The 15,428-nt window shown below is 43.3% G+C and carries 7 protein-coding genes; 6 read left to right on the top strand and 1 reads right to left on the bottom strand.

Features of this window, described 5'->3' with window-relative positions:
* The first annotated feature begins 207 nt into the window (after positions 1 to 207).
* From HMPREF1536_RS06950 to HMPREF1536_RS06935, 4 genes are all read left to right on the top strand, one after another.
* Positions 208 to 3,486 carry a TonB-dependent receptor gene (locus HMPREF1536_RS06950; RefSeq protein ID WP_028727214.1) on the top strand — a complete coding sequence of 1,093 codons (3,279 nt, stop codon included), beginning with the start codon at positions 208 to 210 and terminating at the stop codon, positions 3,484 to 3,486.
* Positions 3,487 to 3,505: 19 nt separating this feature from the next.
* Positions 3,506 to 5,104 (top strand): RagB/SusD family nutrient uptake outer membrane protein, encoded by a 1,599-nt coding sequence (locus HMPREF1536_RS06945; protein WP_028727213.1) that lies wholly within the window; start codon positions 3,506 to 3,508, stop codon positions 5,102 to 5,104.
* A 76-nt stretch (positions 5,105 to 5,180) separates the two neighbouring features.
* Entirely contained in the window at positions 5,181 to 6,050 is an 870-nt protein-coding gene (locus HMPREF1536_RS06940) for an endonuclease/exonuclease/phosphatase family protein (protein WP_028727212.1), read from the top strand.
* Between the two features lie 954 nt (positions 6,051 to 7,004).
* The gene (locus HMPREF1536_RS06935; protein ID WP_028727211.1) at positions 7,005 to 10,949 is read left to right on the top strand and encodes a DUF6383 domain-containing protein; all 3,945 of its coding nucleotides are present in this window, start codon (positions 7,005 to 7,007) and stop codon (positions 10,947 to 10,949) included.
* Between the two features lie 233 nt (positions 10,950 to 11,182).
* Here the strand turns inward: HMPREF1536_RS06935 and HMPREF1536_RS06930 are convergent, their stop codons facing one another.
* The gene (locus HMPREF1536_RS06930; RefSeq protein ID WP_028727210.1) at positions 11,183 to 11,407 is read right to left on the bottom strand and encodes a hypothetical protein; all 225 of its coding nucleotides are present in this window, start codon (positions 11,405 to 11,407) and stop codon (positions 11,183 to 11,185) included.
* Positions 11,408 to 11,750: 343 nt separating this feature from the next.
* On the opposite strand from HMPREF1536_RS06930, the gene pyrH reads away from it, so the two are divergent.
* Together pyrH and HMPREF1536_RS06915 are read left to right on the top strand one after the other, a co-directional pair.
* Positions 11,751 to 12,461 (top strand): UMP kinase, encoded by a 711-nt coding sequence (pyrH, locus tag HMPREF1536_RS06925; protein WP_005867363.1) that lies wholly within the window; start codon positions 11,751 to 11,753, stop codon positions 12,459 to 12,461.
* 216 nt (positions 12,462 to 12,677) lie between these two features.
* A complete protein-coding gene (locus HMPREF1536_RS06915) occupies positions 12,678 to 15,389 on the top strand; it encodes a substrate-binding domain-containing protein (protein WP_028727208.1) in 2,712 nt (903 codons plus the stop codon).
* The last annotated feature ends 39 nt before the right edge of the window (positions 15,390 to 15,428 follow it).

The raw sequence follows: 15,428 nt of genomic DNA, 5'->3' as shown, positions 1-15,428 counted from the left end.
TAACCTTAAAAGAAATGCCTATGAAGTAGATACCATCAGTAAACACAAAACCGGAAAAACGCGCCAACGTTCTTCCGGCAAAGAAGTTAATACCGTGTAATTGCGTTAAACTTAGTACTAACTAATACAGATTTTAAAAGTATGAAAAATATTTCAGATGGGGACAGCTATGCCCTGTTAAAACCTATTAAACGAATAATTAATATTATGAAACTAACCTTTTTAGCTCTTTTCTTATGTGTGACAGGGCTGTTTGCTACCGGAGCTTCTTCCCAGGTGGCGAAGGTTACGATAACAGCACAGTCGACTCCTTTCGGGGAGATCCTATCCAATATCGAAAAGCAGACTGACTATTATTTCGTCTATGACAAGCGGGATATTGACCTGAACCGCAAGGTTTCGATCGATGCCCGTGAGAAGACGGTAGAGGAAGTACTTTCCACAATCTTCCGGAATACAGATATTGTTTATGCGATGAAAAGCAACAATATTATCCTGATGAAGAATAACGACCGGATGTTAGCGATAATGCAACAGGCCAACCGCAAGACTATAACCGGTGTCGTGCTCGATCCGCAGGGTGAATCCATTATCGGTGCGAACGTGATGGAAAAAGGAACCAGCAACGGAACTATCACCGATATAGACGGTAGCTTTACGCTCGATGTAGCATCAAATGCAACCCTTCAGGTTACTTACATCGGTTATATGGCACAGGAAGTACCGGTTAAAAACCAGAGTTCAGTCCGTATCCTGATGAAAGAGGATACACAGAATCTGGAAGAGGTGGTGGTAGTCGGTTATGGCGTGCAGAAGAAAGCCAACCTGACCGGAGCTGTCTCTGTCGTTTCTTCAAAAGACCTGAAAGACGTATCCAGTTCTTCCGTATCACAAGCCTTGCAAGGTAAATTATCGGGCGTTGTTATTACGAAGAGCAACGGACAGCCGGGAGCAAGCTCGGATATCCGTATCAGAGGTATGGGTACGTTTGGTGATAATGCCCCGCTGGTCGTTATCGACGGTATTCCGGCTGATGGCGGATTGGAAAGTATCTCTTCTTCCGATATCGAGTCTGTCAATGTGTTGAAAGATGCGGCTTCGGCAGCGATCTACGGTTCGCGTGCGGCAAATGGTGTAATCCTGGTAACAACAAAAAGAGGAGTTTCTGAAAAAAGCAGTATCTCTGTAGACGGTTATTTCGGCTTGCAGCGCATCACCCGGTATCTGGATATGTGTAATGCCGCAGAATTCGTGGAACTTCAGAATGAAGCGATAGCCAATGCAAACCGCTGGATCGGCGGAAGTAATATCACCCCCTATTTTACAAATGATCCTGCTTCTTACGGAAAAGGAACCGACTGGGGGAAGGAACTGTTCAGTGTCGCTCCGACCTATAACGTGAATGTCAGCGCCCAGGGTGGAAGCCAGAACTCCTCTTATTATATGTCCGGCGGTTATGTCGACCAGGAAGGTATTCTGGAAAACACATCTTACAACAAGGCTAACTTCAGGATCAACAACGATAACAAATACGGGGAACGTCTTTCCTTCGGTACCAGTATCAATCTGAGTACCAGTTTACAGCATGGAACATCGAATGCGGCTGGTGATGCTTATAATGTTTCTCCGACCATTCCGCTTTATGAAGCAGACGGGATAACTCCGGGCTATGACAAACATCCCGGTGAGACAGGTATCAACCCCGTTTACATGGCAAATTTGAGTAATCCGGATCATCGTACTTATAAGGTGTTGGGTAATATCTATGCCGAATATAAGATATTCGACTTTCTTCGCTTCCGCATCAATGCCGGACTTGATTTCAACTATTATGAAAAGAAATCGTTTACCCCGACTTATAATATTGCCGATAAATATGGAAATACCCGTTCGAGCTACGAAGAAACACGTGGCAAGAATGTTACCTGGCTGACGGATTATCTGCTTTATTTCGATCATACATTCTCTTCCAAACATTCTATCGACGGTATGGCGGGTTTCTCTCAACAGCTTACCACCGATGATGATATCTACGGGAAAGCCTACGACTATGTGTCGGAATCCAAGAATATGCAGATACTGAACGGTGGAACGAATCCGACCGACTCTCGCAACAGCGGTGCCAAAAGCCAGCTGGCAATGATGTCCTGGTTCGGACGTATCAACTATAACTTTGCCGACCGTTATCTGCTCTCCTTCAATCTTCGTGCCGACGGTTCTTCCCGTTTTGCATCCGGCAACCGCTGGGGTTTCTTCCCTTCATTCTCCGGTGCATGGCGTATCAGCCAGGAAGAGTTCTTTAATGTTCCCGCTATCTCTAATCTGAAGTTGCGTTTGAACTGGGGACAGTTGGGTAACCAGTCCGTATCAGGCAGATATCCTACTATTGCCACGCTGAGCAATATGAGTGTGCTGATGGGGCAAGGCGGCTATAATCATAGCATTGTTCCGGGTTACTATGTTGCCAACCTGGTGAATAAGGACTTGAAATGGGAAACGACCACTATAACAAATGCCGGTGTAGATGTTGGCTTGCTGGATAATCGCCTGACGGCTTCAGCCGAATATTACGATAAGCGTACTTCCGGTATCCTTCGTCAACAGGTTATTCCGGGGACAGTTGGCCTGGGAGCCCCTAACGTGAACTTCGCTAAGGTGGCTAACCGGGGTGTCGAACTGGAAATCAACTGGCAGGATAAAATCAATAAAGACTTCACTTATTATGTCGGAGCCAATATCAGTACGGTACGTAACAAGATACTCCAACTGAGTGACGGTAAGGATGAGGAACTGCGTGACGGTGGCCACCGTGACACTTACATCAACAAGGTCGGCTATGCGATCGACTCATTCTATGGTTGGGAAATGGAAGGTGTATATGCCAGTCAGGAAGATATCGACAACTCGCCTGCCTATGGTAGTGCTATTGTCGGCTCGATAAAGTTTAAAGATCAGAATGGAGATAATAAAATAGATGCGGACGACCGTGTGATACTGGGAAATTCAATTCCTAAAATGACATTCGGTTTCAAGTTGGGCGCACAATATAAGAACTTCGATTTCTCTATGTTCTGGCAGGGCGATTTAGGCAAGAAACAATTTATGCCATACGAGAAATGGGTGAACGACGGTAGTATAAACTATGGAAGATGGTGGTATGAAAACCGTTGGAACGGAGAAGGAACGCCCGGCAAGTGGCCGGCTGTAATCTGGGGTGGTGCCTATTCCATGTATCAAATGAATGACTTCCTGTTGACGAACTCAAGCTATGCCCGTCTGAAAAATCTTTCCGTCGGTTATTCGTTCGATGTGGTCAGTAAGTATAAATTCAGAGTATACGTAAGCGGTGAAAACCTGGTAACGATCACTAGTAAAGGATTCTATGGATACGACCCTGAAAGAAGTGGAACAGCCCAGTATAACAATTGGGCGTACAGTTACCCTGCTGCAATGACCTTTATGATTGGTGCAAATATTAAGTTTTAAACAGTAAAAATACGAGAATATGAAAAGGTTCGAAATATATATAATCGCATTGATGGCCGTATTGTCTTCCTGTAGTGATTTCCTCGACAGGGAGCCGTATGGAGAACTTTCTGAAGATAACTTTTATCAGAATAAGGATCAGGCAGTGTATGCCGCCAACGCCTGCTATAAAACTTTGCAGACCCTGAACGGCTTCTGGGCGACCGGTGTGCAGATATTCGGTGACTTATGTTCGGATGATTGTACGCAAAACGGTTCGATCGATGCGTCCTATGCCCGCGCTAGCTTTGATCCGGGCGACAATTATCTGGTAACAGGTTCTTTTGTAAATGCCTATACCGGTATTGCCCGCTGTAATATCGGTATCGAAAAGGTCTCAAATATGCCGGACGATAAGATCAGTAGTAAGGATAGAAACAGGATCGCTGCTGAAATGCGTTTTATCCGCGGTTACTGGTATTATCACCTGATCCGTCTGTATGGTGATGTGCCTATCTTGCTGACCCAGGTGGATTTGAAGGATGAAGCGGCTTTGCATCCGGCCCGTTCCTCTGTAGATGAAGTTTATGAAAAAGTGATTGTGCCCGATCTTACCTTTGCCGCCCAGCACTTGCCGTCTTCTTATGGAGCGGAAGATGCCCCGCGTGCAACGTCGGGAGCTGCCTATGCCTTTCTTTCGGCTGCCTATCTCTATCGTCAGGATTATGCCAATGCGATCAAAGCGGGTGAGGAAGTGGTGAAGCTGGCGGACGAAGGTGTTTATGAGTTGTTGGCGGATATGGAATCCATTTATATGGAAACGAATGAGTACAACAAGGAATCCATCTTTGAAGCATCCTTCAGTAAAGACCAACAGAACTGGAAGACCCGTTATTTCGGGACGGTAGAAGGTGGTTTCTGCCGTGGAGAGATTTATACGACTCACTTTAACCCGACAGCCAACCTGAGGGATGCTTATGCCCTGATCGACGGTAACCCGATAGGAAAAGATGTAAATTCTTTGTATGACGCGGCCGCTTACTGGAAGAACAGAGATCCCCGCTTTGATATCACTTTCTACACGCCGTTGGATGTCTCTACCCATCGTACGACAGGCGAACCGCTTGTTTATTCGATGGACTGGCTGCTGAATAAAGAAGGGGGTGTCGACTTCCAGAAGAATACCTTGTGGTATGGGCCGAACGAAACGAACGTAGGGTTGAATAATATCCTGATGCGTTATGCGGAAGTCCTGCTTAATCTGGCTGAAGCTTATATACAGACCGGTGATTTTCAGACCGGAGCCAAGTATATCAACCAGATCCGTACCCGTGCCCGCAACTATGCCCTGGCGCATCCGGATAAATATATTCCTGCCGGACTTCCTGAAAGTAAGGTTCTGCCGGATATTACCATCAGTGGCAAGGAAGACGGTATGGAGAAGCTGCGCTACGAACGCCGTGTTGAATTTGCCGGTGAAGATGTGCGTGGTTACGACCTGCGCCGTTGGAATATCGAAGAGTCGACATGGGCGAAAGTTCAAGGCTTCACGTGGGATAAGAAGATGAGTTTACTGCCCATCCCGAATACGGAAATAAGCAAGAACCCCAATCTGAAACCTCAGAATCCGGGTTATTAAATAAGTCATAAGGTATATCGAAAGGTTTTATGCACTTTTTGATATACCTTTGTTTTCAAACATAAAAACTAAAAGAATGAAACGTTTATTCAACAGCAGGTCTGTCCTTTTTCTTTTCTTATTACTGGTTTGTTCCGGCATCTATGCCCAGACATCAAACTCTTACGAACGCGACTGGCGCACGGATCGTCAGAAGATAAAGATCATCTCTTACAATATCATGGATGGCTTCAGTAACGGTGCGGACAAAGACCGTATCGCCCGTTTTACCGCTTGGGTTAAGGAACAATCGCCTGATGTCCTGGCATTGAACGAACTTTGTGGCTTTACCGAAGCCAAACTGAAAGAACTGGCTGCCGGATACGGCCACCCGTACGCTGCCATCGTAAAGGAGAATGGTTATCCGGTGGGACTTACTTCTAAAACCCCGATCCAGGTAATCGATCGGAAAATAGACGGTTACGGACATGGACTGTTGCATTGCAAAGTACTCAACATGGACTTTCTGGTGACGCACCTGAACCCGTCCGATCGCTTGAAACGCAAGCAGGAAGCAGACAATATCGTCAACTATATAACCGACAACCGGTTAACCGACTGCCTGCTGATGGGAGATATGAACGCCCATTCTCCTTTCGATGCTTCCTGGACAGACGAACATCTGGAGAATTATGCTGTAATATCTACTTTCATGGCCGCCTCGCTGCACGACATTTGCTATTTGTTCACCGCTGACGCTCAGCGTTATTCCTTCCCAACGCGTATATTAGTCAGTTCTCCGAAAGGGGATGCCTTGCGCCGCCAGCAGGAACGGATCGATTTTATCTTTGTCACCGACAGCCTGCGTCCTAACTGTGTTGATGCTCAAATCTACAACGGCTCTGATACGGATTACCTGTCCGACCATTACCCGGTTGGCATCAGTATGTTTATCCCGAAAGAATAATTTCTTACATGTTTTGAAAAACAACTATCACACTATCACGAATTTGTTTGATGCCTTTATAATCAAGCTTCGTGTCAGTGATAGTTGCTTTTTTCAACTATCACTCATCTATCACCAACTATCACTGTGTCTTGTCCTGTCTTGTCCTGAAATAGGTTGTCTGCTAATAGTGTCTTGTCCTGACTCGTTCCGATTAATCCCTTTTCATAGGATATGTAAGCCTAAAAGAGCTTATATTTAAACATTTTCTTCCCATATTTTGAATATGTAATACTTGCTTTACTAAAAAGTAAGGCATGCCTTTCATATATGTAACCTATGCTTTGCAATTATGTAATTTCTGCCTTACAATTATAAAATACAGGACAATCCTCCTAAAATGTCCTATCCTTCAACCTTAGCTTTCCCAATGAAAATGTTTAGTTATGCTGATGTCCTCAAAAAGAGCGCTAAAAGGATATGAGTGACGCCATATTTGAAGGCGGCGTCATCTGTAAGTGCTATAAAAACAGTGACTTATGTTTGCACAGGCATCTATGACACCACAAGGGGAAAAAACTATTATATATATTAGGTACGCGCGTACATTAATATGTCTAATATAGATAAAATTAATCTGTAAATAACGATGAAAGCTATGAAATATAATGGTTATAATGTAATTATGGACTGACTAGAGAAAACGACCGTTTATTCTCGTCTACAAAAGTAACCATAAGTTTTGAAACACCAATTCTTTTATAAAGATATTTTCCATTCTTATCTTCTTTCTTATCAAGACAATAGCAAAGTCTGTACAAAATTCACTCTTTCAATTACCAATTGTCTTTAATCAAAAATGAATGACGAGAATAAACGGTCGTTTTATCTAGTCACTGTATTTAACTTGATGTCTGTAAACGATTGAACAAGAACTATTTCATTAACACTATTATTAATATTAAAATTTAGATTATGAACAAAAAGTTTTCTACGCTTGTAGCCAGCGTCCTGCTGGCAGGTGCTATGGGAACGGTAGATGCGGCTAATTATGCTAAGTTTACTACTGCTCCTACAGCTGCCGAGGTTGTAAAAGCTGGTAATTTCTACCAATTAGAGACTGGTACTCCTGGAACAGTGTTGGGTATGTTCCTCAACGCGGCGACTAGTCAGTATGAGTTAAAAACAGTCGCTGCAGCAGGTGGTAGTACAGATGAACTTCGTTCCACATTGTGGACAATCATGTCCCAGGAAAATGCAGAAGGTGGTTATTCTTATGTATTTGTGAATTACGCTTCTGGTTTGCAGTTGGCTATCAACTCGCAGGGAGCTGCTGTCGTAAAGCATCCGGCTACTGCTGGAACCATAAGTGCTCCAACTGCTAATATAACAGTGGGTGGTGATGTTGCTGTTTGGAAATGGGTTTCAGCTCCGGATCCTATTAGCAAATCATTTACAGAAACTACGCTTTCTGCTGCTTTTGGTGAAAAACGTGACTCTGTGCTGGTGTTGACTGCTGCTGGAGGTTTTGTTGGTGCTGAAAAGTATGCATTAAAGAATCTGCCAACAGATGTTACTGCTTCTACTAATTATTTGAAAATTAAACCGGCTTCTCCTGCTGCTGTATTACTGGGAGTAGACGATCTGAATTCTATGCTGTGGAAAGGTGATGCAACCAATGGCAAGATGAAACTGACTTTCACAAAGGATGTGGAAGGTGGTAATCCGGAAGCTGTGAATTTGTTTACAAACCAAGCATACAAAGCTGTGGCAGCTGTTGGTTATCCGTTTAATAATTATGCAGTTCCTACAACAGGTGTTATTTCAGCAACTCCTTTAACAACAACTGCTTTAGAAGCTTATGAAAACGCTCAACATTTGGCAACATTGGCTCAGGCAGTACGTGCAACATTAGGAACAACAGATGCAGAGGTGGCAGCGAATGCTCCTATTGCATTGGCTTTTGCAAAGGCTCTTGGTGCTGTTGCAACAACAGATATTGCTACTATTGTATCGGGGGTAGAAGGTGAAAGTAACATTGAATCTGATGAAGATAAAATTGCAGTAGAAGAAGCTGTCCGTGCTGCTGTTTTGGCGTATATTAATACAGAAAGCTATCGTGGTGATGGAGATGCGGCAACTATTTTGGGAGAAGCTGTATCTAGCACTACAACAGGTGTCGCAAATGTGATCTCTGCAGCAACAACTGTAGCTACAGCTGATGCTGCTGTTAAAACTTATACAGATGATGTTACAGCAAAGGCTACGCCTGCTGCTGCTGAAAAAACATCTACTGCAACGGTGAATGCTATAACAGCTAACGGATGGATATCTTTGAAGGCTGACGATGGTAAATATTTGATGTTGGATACGGCTTACTTGACTAGTCAGGCTGGTAACAAACATCTGAAATTTTCTTTGAAGCAATTTGCGGATATTAATGAAAATTCTAATGGTGGTTATTTGGCTCCTACAAATAAAACTCGTTTGGATTTGGCCGGTCGTTATAATTTCCAGTTTGTTTGGTTCCCTGCACAGGATTCTATTTCAATCCGTACAGCAGGTTATGCTAAATTGGAAGATGATGATAAAACAACTAAACCGGCATACTTCCGTGATTTGGTATTGACTGCTGGAACGAATTATAGTGCTCCGAAGGCTACAGATCATACTGCAGCATCAGCAACAGGTAATGCAGAGCAGAACTTGGTGAAAATTGCAGTATTGACTAACAATCACCGTGAAGTAACGGTTGGTAATTCGGAATTTGCGGCTGAAAATAATTATACTATCAATACGAAAATTACTCTGAACGCAGGTTCTCAATATGAACTGGCAACATTGCCTTCTGGCGTATATTTCTTCAACCTGTCTACAGGTGTGGCCGCTAAGAAATATGACAATGGCAAATATTATGTAGCTAAGTTCTGTGGTAATAATACTGATTATGAAGCAGAAGAAACAACTCAGTTGTATGGCGTAGCTCAGGACTTCGGTCACATGCCGCGCACTCAGTGGGTTGTTGTACAGAATCCGGGTGTAGTTGGACAGCAAACAGTAAACATCTACAACCGTGAATTCCCGACTATGAAGTATGAAAATATCCAGCTTTACAAAGGTGGAGACAAGAAAGTATTCACAATGTTTGGATTCCCGACAATCTCTGTTGGTGATACCTTGTCATACGCATTGGCTGCAGATGTTAAACCTCTTGCCGGTGTCTTGACAGACTCATATCTGGGTTACTATAAACCTGAAGATGAAAATCAGTTCAAGTTGAACCGTATGACTATGGATTATTTCAGCGGTATCCAGCTTGGTAACTTTGTAGATGTAGCTCCTACAGCAAATGATACGACTGTTCGTGTAGACGTTAAGGGTAATAAAGCAACCTTCCAGTTGGTACCGTCAGCAGATGCTAAATATGGTTACGAAGGTTCTGTAGCTCCTCAACTGTATCGTCGTTATTATACAATCAAGGTATATGATGGCAACAAGCTGGTGAACGATGCTAAATGGATTGCTCGTGATGTAGCAAATGAAAATACATATAAAGTAACAGCTAATGCTACCGAAGCCGTTAAGTTCTATCTGAAAGAAAACAACCAGATCGTTACTGAAGAAGGCGATACTCTTTGCTATCATGCATTGGTAGACTTTGAAAATACAGATCGTGTAGGTGTTCGTGACGGTTCATTGAAGTTCTCTATTGAAGGTGTATGCAGTGAAGAACGTGTAGCTACATTCCATGTAGACTATGACCAGTCTATCATTTATCGTGAATTGAAGGGTAATGAAACGACAGCCGTTGCAGAAGGTGTAGAACCGTTCTCAGCTCCGTGTGTTGCAAACTTCTTCCGTGCACGTATTGCCGACAAACAATATTTGTTTGAATCAGCTAACCAGGCTCAGTTCAATGAAACAGGCAAAGGTATCAACTTCCTAGGTGTTCGTTACGAAGGTGGTCAGTTCAACGATAGCACAGCGATGTATGTAGATACAGCAGATGTACGTAATCCGTATCGTCCTCAATATATGTTGGCTGTAGGTACTGAAATCGTAGCAGAAGGCAAATACTGCCCGATCCACGGATTCAATGCCGGTTGTAAAGAAGAACACCTGTTGGATGTACCTGCTCAGGTTTGGGGTCGTTATCTGATCAATGCTCAGGACTCTTTGAATAATGCAGCGAATGGTGCAGACTATCAGTGGGAAAAACAATACACTCGTTTGTCATTCGTACATGCAATGCACACAGGTGATACATTGATCGTATTCAAGAACGGTGAATATCCGTTGACAAATGAAGGTCATAAGGATTATCTGAAAGCAATGGAATGGGCTCGTGCAGCTGCAGCCAATACGGTTACTCCGAACGAAAACGATTACGTTTATGTAATGAACGTGAAAGACCGCAACGGAAACAATGCAACAAAAGCATTTGCTCAGGACTATGCAAACTATAAGTTCATGTTCCGTTTGGTAGATGACAAAGACGCTCGTGACTTTATCATCGAAAACCATGACAATGCATGGGGCTTGCACAATGATACTTATACAGCTGCAGAAAATGCAGGTGAATACAGAGCTATCAAAGTACAGAATGGTGTACCTGTAATTGCTCGCTTCACATCAGCTTCAGAAGGTATGCTGAACGCAGAATGGTGGAACATCGACGAACGTTGCACAACTCCGACAGCCAACGAAGGTATCGAAGCTTCTGAAGTATCGGTTGTTGCTGCTAATGGTGCTGTAATCATCAAGGGTGCAGCTGGCAAGAATGTAGTGATCACTAACGTTCTTGGTCAGACAATTGCTAACACAGTTCTTTCTTCTGACAATGCTACAATCGCTGCTCCTGCAGGTGTAGTTGTAGTGGCTGTAGAAGGCGAAGCTGCTGTAAAAGCAATCGTTAAATAAGAAATAATGAAATAAATTCTAAATTACCACCACGTGGTTGACTGGTATAGACGTTGCGTGCAGCGTCTATACTCCAACCAATTACCCCGCGATGGGCGAACAAGTGGTCGTATTAATACTAAAGTAATAAAATAAAGTTCATCTGTCGGTACCTCTGCGAAGAGGGGACACAGATAAAAAACAAACCCCGATAGAGTAATCTACCGGGGTTTCGTTCGTTTATAAAGGTACCTTTATTTACTTTGTTTTGCTTTTTCGGCCAGGTGTTCAACACGGTCGGCTACATATTCTGCCTGGTTGATGCCTTTGTCGACCGCATCTTTGAATTTCTTTTTTGTTCTGTCAGCCAATTCACTCATGTCATCATGAATACATTTGAATTTGCCGTCGTCCTCCATTTTGCGAAGCACATAACCGATTGCAATACCTGCAGCGATACCTATTAATACATTCTTCATAACTACTAAATTTTTAAATGATTCTACTTGGTTTCTTTTATATATGAAACAGTAGTTTGGTCTGTATTGTTCAAAACAACGTTTCCCTGTCTCTTTCCTCTGAAAGTAGCAGGGAAACGCTAAAGTTAGGAAGAAGGTTTGGCCAATATTCTTAGTGTTTTCAAAATAAGGAATAAAGCGTGTTTCATGTCTGGTGCAAATGTAGGGTGGGCACGTTACAATGTTGCTTCATACACGATACAGTTTTATTAAATAATACCCGAATAATTCAGTGCTGATATTGTTTGCTGATCGAAATACTGTATTTTTGCAGAAGAACAATTAAAAATCAAAAAATAGCAAGATGGCACAATACAAACGAATTCTTCTGAAGCTGAGCGGTGAGTCGCTGATGGGAGGGAAACAATATGGTATAGACGAAGTTCGTCTGAACGAGTATGCAGCACAGATCAAAGAGATTGCTGAAATGGGTGTTCAGATCGGTATCGTGATTGGTGGCGGTAATATCTTCCGTGGCCTGAGTGGTGCATCCAAAGGTTTCGACCGTGTGAAAGGCGATCAGATGGGAATGCTGGCAACGGTTATCAACAGCCTTGCATTGAGCTCTGCCTTGGTGGCACAAGGCGTAAAAGCAAAAGTCTTGACTGCGATCCGTATGGAACCGATCGGCGAGTTCTATAATAAATGGCGTGCCATCGAATTGCTGGAACAAGGAAATGTCGTGATTATGTCCGGCGGTACGGGAAACCCGTTCTTTACGACTGATACAGGCTCTTCCTTAAGAGGAATCGAGATCGAAGCCGATGTCATGCTGAAAGGAACCCGTGTAGATGGTATTTATACAGCCGATCCCGAAAAAGATCCTACAGCTACTAAATTCTCCGATATCACGTATGATGAAATATACACCCGTGGCCTGAAGGTGATGGATCTGACTGCCACTACCATGTGTAAAGAAAATAACCTGCCGATCATTGTCTTCGATATGGACACCAACGGCAACCTGAAAAAGGTAATGAGCGGAGAGAATATAGGCACGCTGGTTCATAATTAGTCTCCTATTCTGTATAACAGATATTCGGCCTCTTTCCATAATTGCATGGGAAGAGGCTTTTTTTGTGCCTGAAAATGAAGGATGATACAATTGTTATCGTGTTTACGACATTTGTGATAGCCTTCTGAAAAGATATTATCCTATTTTTGTGCATCTTGATATCTTCCGGATCTTTTCTATCTTTGTCTTGGATTTCCATATCAATTCTATCATACCATGAGATATACGAAATACTTTTTGCTGTTGTTGTTTCTTTCCTTATTTATAGTAGGTTGTAGTACCTCGGAAAAGGAAAAGAAATATGTGATCGGTGTTTCACAATGTATGCTTGATGATGCCTGGCGACAAGCGATGGTCAAAGAAATGCAGATAGAAGCATCCAATTATGATAATCTGGAGATCATCGTTAAAGATGCGAATAGCGATAACAATACGCAGATCCGGCAGATAAAGGAGTTGATTAAGGATAAGGTGGATGTACTGATCATTTCCCCCTTCCAGTCTAACCCGATCACGGAGGTGGCGGAAGAGGCTTACCGGGCGGGTATTCCTACCATTATAACAGACAGGAAGGTGAATACGGATTTGTACACTACATTTGTCGGTGCCGATAACTATACGATCGGATATGCTGCCGGTCGCTATGCGGCAAGATATCTTCCCCCTTCGGCTTCTATCCTTGAAATCTGGGGATTATCCAGCTCTTCTCCGGCACAGGAACGTCATCAGGGATTTATAGACGCCCTGGTGAAACGCTCGGATCTGAGTTTCAGGAAAGTAGAAGGGGAATGGGTGTATGATACGACAAAGGTCCGTTTGAAACAGTTGGAATGGCCTTTCAAAGTCGATTTCGTGTATTCGCATAACGATATGATGGCTATCGCCGCTCGCGAATATTTTATGGAAAAGGCGCCGGAATGGGCAAGCCAACTTCCGATCATCGGGGTCGATGCCGTGGCTGGTGCCGGGCTTGAAGCCGTTTCAGATGGGCGTATCAATGCTTCTTTCCTTTATCCTACCGGTGGTGAACAGGTGATCCGTACTGCTATGAAGATACTGAATGGCGAACCGGTAGAAAAGTATATTCCTTTACAAACCGGAGAGATCGATAAGGTCAGTGCCCAGACGCTCCTGATACAATCTGCCCGTCTGTTGAACTATCAGAGAAGGATCGAACAGCAACGTTCTAATCTCGATACGTTATTGAACCGCTTTAATTTTCTGCAGAACTCTTTCCTGATCATTTCTGTCCTGATGATCGGCTTTATCCTGCTTTCTATTTATACGTTCGTGATCAACTTTAAACTGAAGAAAACAAATCACGAACTGCGCGAAATCAACCGGAAAGAAGAAGAACAACGCGAAAAACTCATTCAGCTAAATGCAGAGATAAAGGAAGTGACGGCACAGAAACTACAATTCTTCACGAATATCTCCCATGAGGTTCGCACTCCGTTAACCCTGATACTGGGGCCTTTGGATAAACTGCTGAAGTTACTGCATGACTCTCCTTATCTGCGTGACCTGCAATTGATGCAGAAGAATGCGGAACATCTACTGCGTGTGATTAACCAGATACTTGATTTCCGCAAAGTAGAGAATAAGCAGGAGAAACTAAAGATACGCAATACCGACCTGGTCGCTTTTATCCGTGAACTGAAGTCTTACTTTGATAGTATGGCATCGGTGCGCCATATCGATTTTACTTTCACGTCCGATCTTAAGGAGTGTAACCTTTGGTTTGATCCGGTGATGATGGAAAAAGTATTGATAAACCTGCTTTCCAATGCGTTTAAGTTCACCCCGGAAAACGGAACGATCCGTATAAATCTGACTGAACTGGAGAATAAGATACAGGTATCGGTAGAAGATAGCGGTCGGGGCATTAAACCGGAGAATATACCTTATCTTTTTACCCGTTTCTATACGGAAAATACTTCCAGCGGAACCGGTATAGGGCTTCATCTGGTCAAAGAATATGTCGATATGCACCATGGAATGATTGTTGTAGACAGTATTCCGGGGTCAAAGACTGTTTTTACACTGACGTTGTTGAAAGGAAAAGAGCATTTTACCGATGGCTATGTCACCGAACTTCCTATTTCTCCTTTGGCGTATGATGCGGCCCAACTGGATGATTCCGTAGAGAAAGAATTGCTGTCTGTCAGATATCCTTATACGATCCTGATTACGGAAGATGACGAAGAAGTAAGAGCCTATCTGAAAGAAGAGTTGCAGGATAACTTCAATATACTGCTTGCCGCTAACGGGAAAGAGGCGCTGGAAGTGTTGGCTACTGAAGATGTATCTCTGGTATTAAGTGATGTGATGATGCCCGAAATGAACGGGTTCGAATTATGCCGTTATGTCAAAACGAATTTGTCGACCAGCCATATCCCTGTCGTCTTGTTAACGGCTCTTTCCGATGAACGCCAACGTAACTTTGGGTTGTCGGGAGGTGCGGACGAATATATTCAGAAGCCTTTCCGGATTAATTTCGTCAAACTTAAAATGATCCGTATCCTCGAGGAGCGAAAGCGCTTGCGCGATCAGTTGCTGGAAAAGTTACAAAAAGGAAAGCTGCTGCTTACCGAGCCGGAAAAGGTGAAGAACATGGATGATGTTTTCCTGAACAACTTTATCAAATGCATAGAAGAGGTTTATACCGATACCGAGTATAACGTCGAGAAACTGAGCGATACGCTGGGGCTTTCCCGTGGACATCTTCACCGGAAAATAAAAGAACTGACCGGAACGACCCCGGTCGAATTCCTGCGCAATTATCGTTTGAGTAAAGCGGCCGCTATGTTGAAGCAAAAACAATATACGGTAAGCGAGATTGCTTATCAGACGGGTTTCTCTTCGCCCGCTTATTTCTCCAAATGCTTTAAACAGGTGTACGATGTTACGCCAACGGAATATCAGTGATTTTTCCTTACTTTGTTTGATATAACAAATGTATCCTAT

It is taken from the genome of Parabacteroides gordonii MS-1 = DSM 23371 (assembly GCF_000969825.1).
Taxonomy (GTDB): domain Bacteria; phylum Bacteroidota; class Bacteroidia; order Bacteroidales; family Tannerellaceae; genus Parabacteroides; species Parabacteroides gordonii.
The sequence above is the reverse complement of the archived record's forward strand: the minus strand, read 5'-3'. Positions and strand labels throughout refer to the sequence as shown.

Bases quoted from the DNA above. Each gene is read 5' to 3' on its own strand.
- HMPREF1536_RS06950 (WP_028727214.1), top strand. From the start codon at position 208: ATGAAACTAACCTTTTTAGCTCTTTTCTTATGTGTGACAGGGCTGTTT.
- HMPREF1536_RS06945 (WP_028727213.1), top strand. From the start codon at position 3,506: ATGAAAAGGTTCGAAATATATATAATCGCATTGATGGCCGTATTGTCT.
- HMPREF1536_RS06940 (WP_028727212.1), top strand. From the start codon at position 5,181: ATGAAACGTTTATTCAACAGCAGGTCTGTCCTTTTTCTTTTCTTATTA.
- HMPREF1536_RS06935 (WP_028727211.1), top strand. From the start codon at position 7,005: ATGAACAAAAAGTTTTCTACGCTTGTAGCCAGCGTCCTGCTGGCAGGT.
- HMPREF1536_RS06930 (WP_028727210.1), bottom strand. From the start codon at position 11,407: ATGAAGAATGTATTAATAGGTATCGCTGCAGGTATTGCAATCGGTTAT.
- pyrH (WP_005867363.1), top strand. From the start codon at position 11,751: ATGGCACAATACAAACGAATTCTTCTGAAGCTGAGCGGTGAGTCGCTG.
- HMPREF1536_RS06915 (WP_028727208.1), top strand. From the start codon at position 12,678: ATGAGATATACGAAATACTTTTTGCTGTTGTTGTTTCTTTCCTTATTT.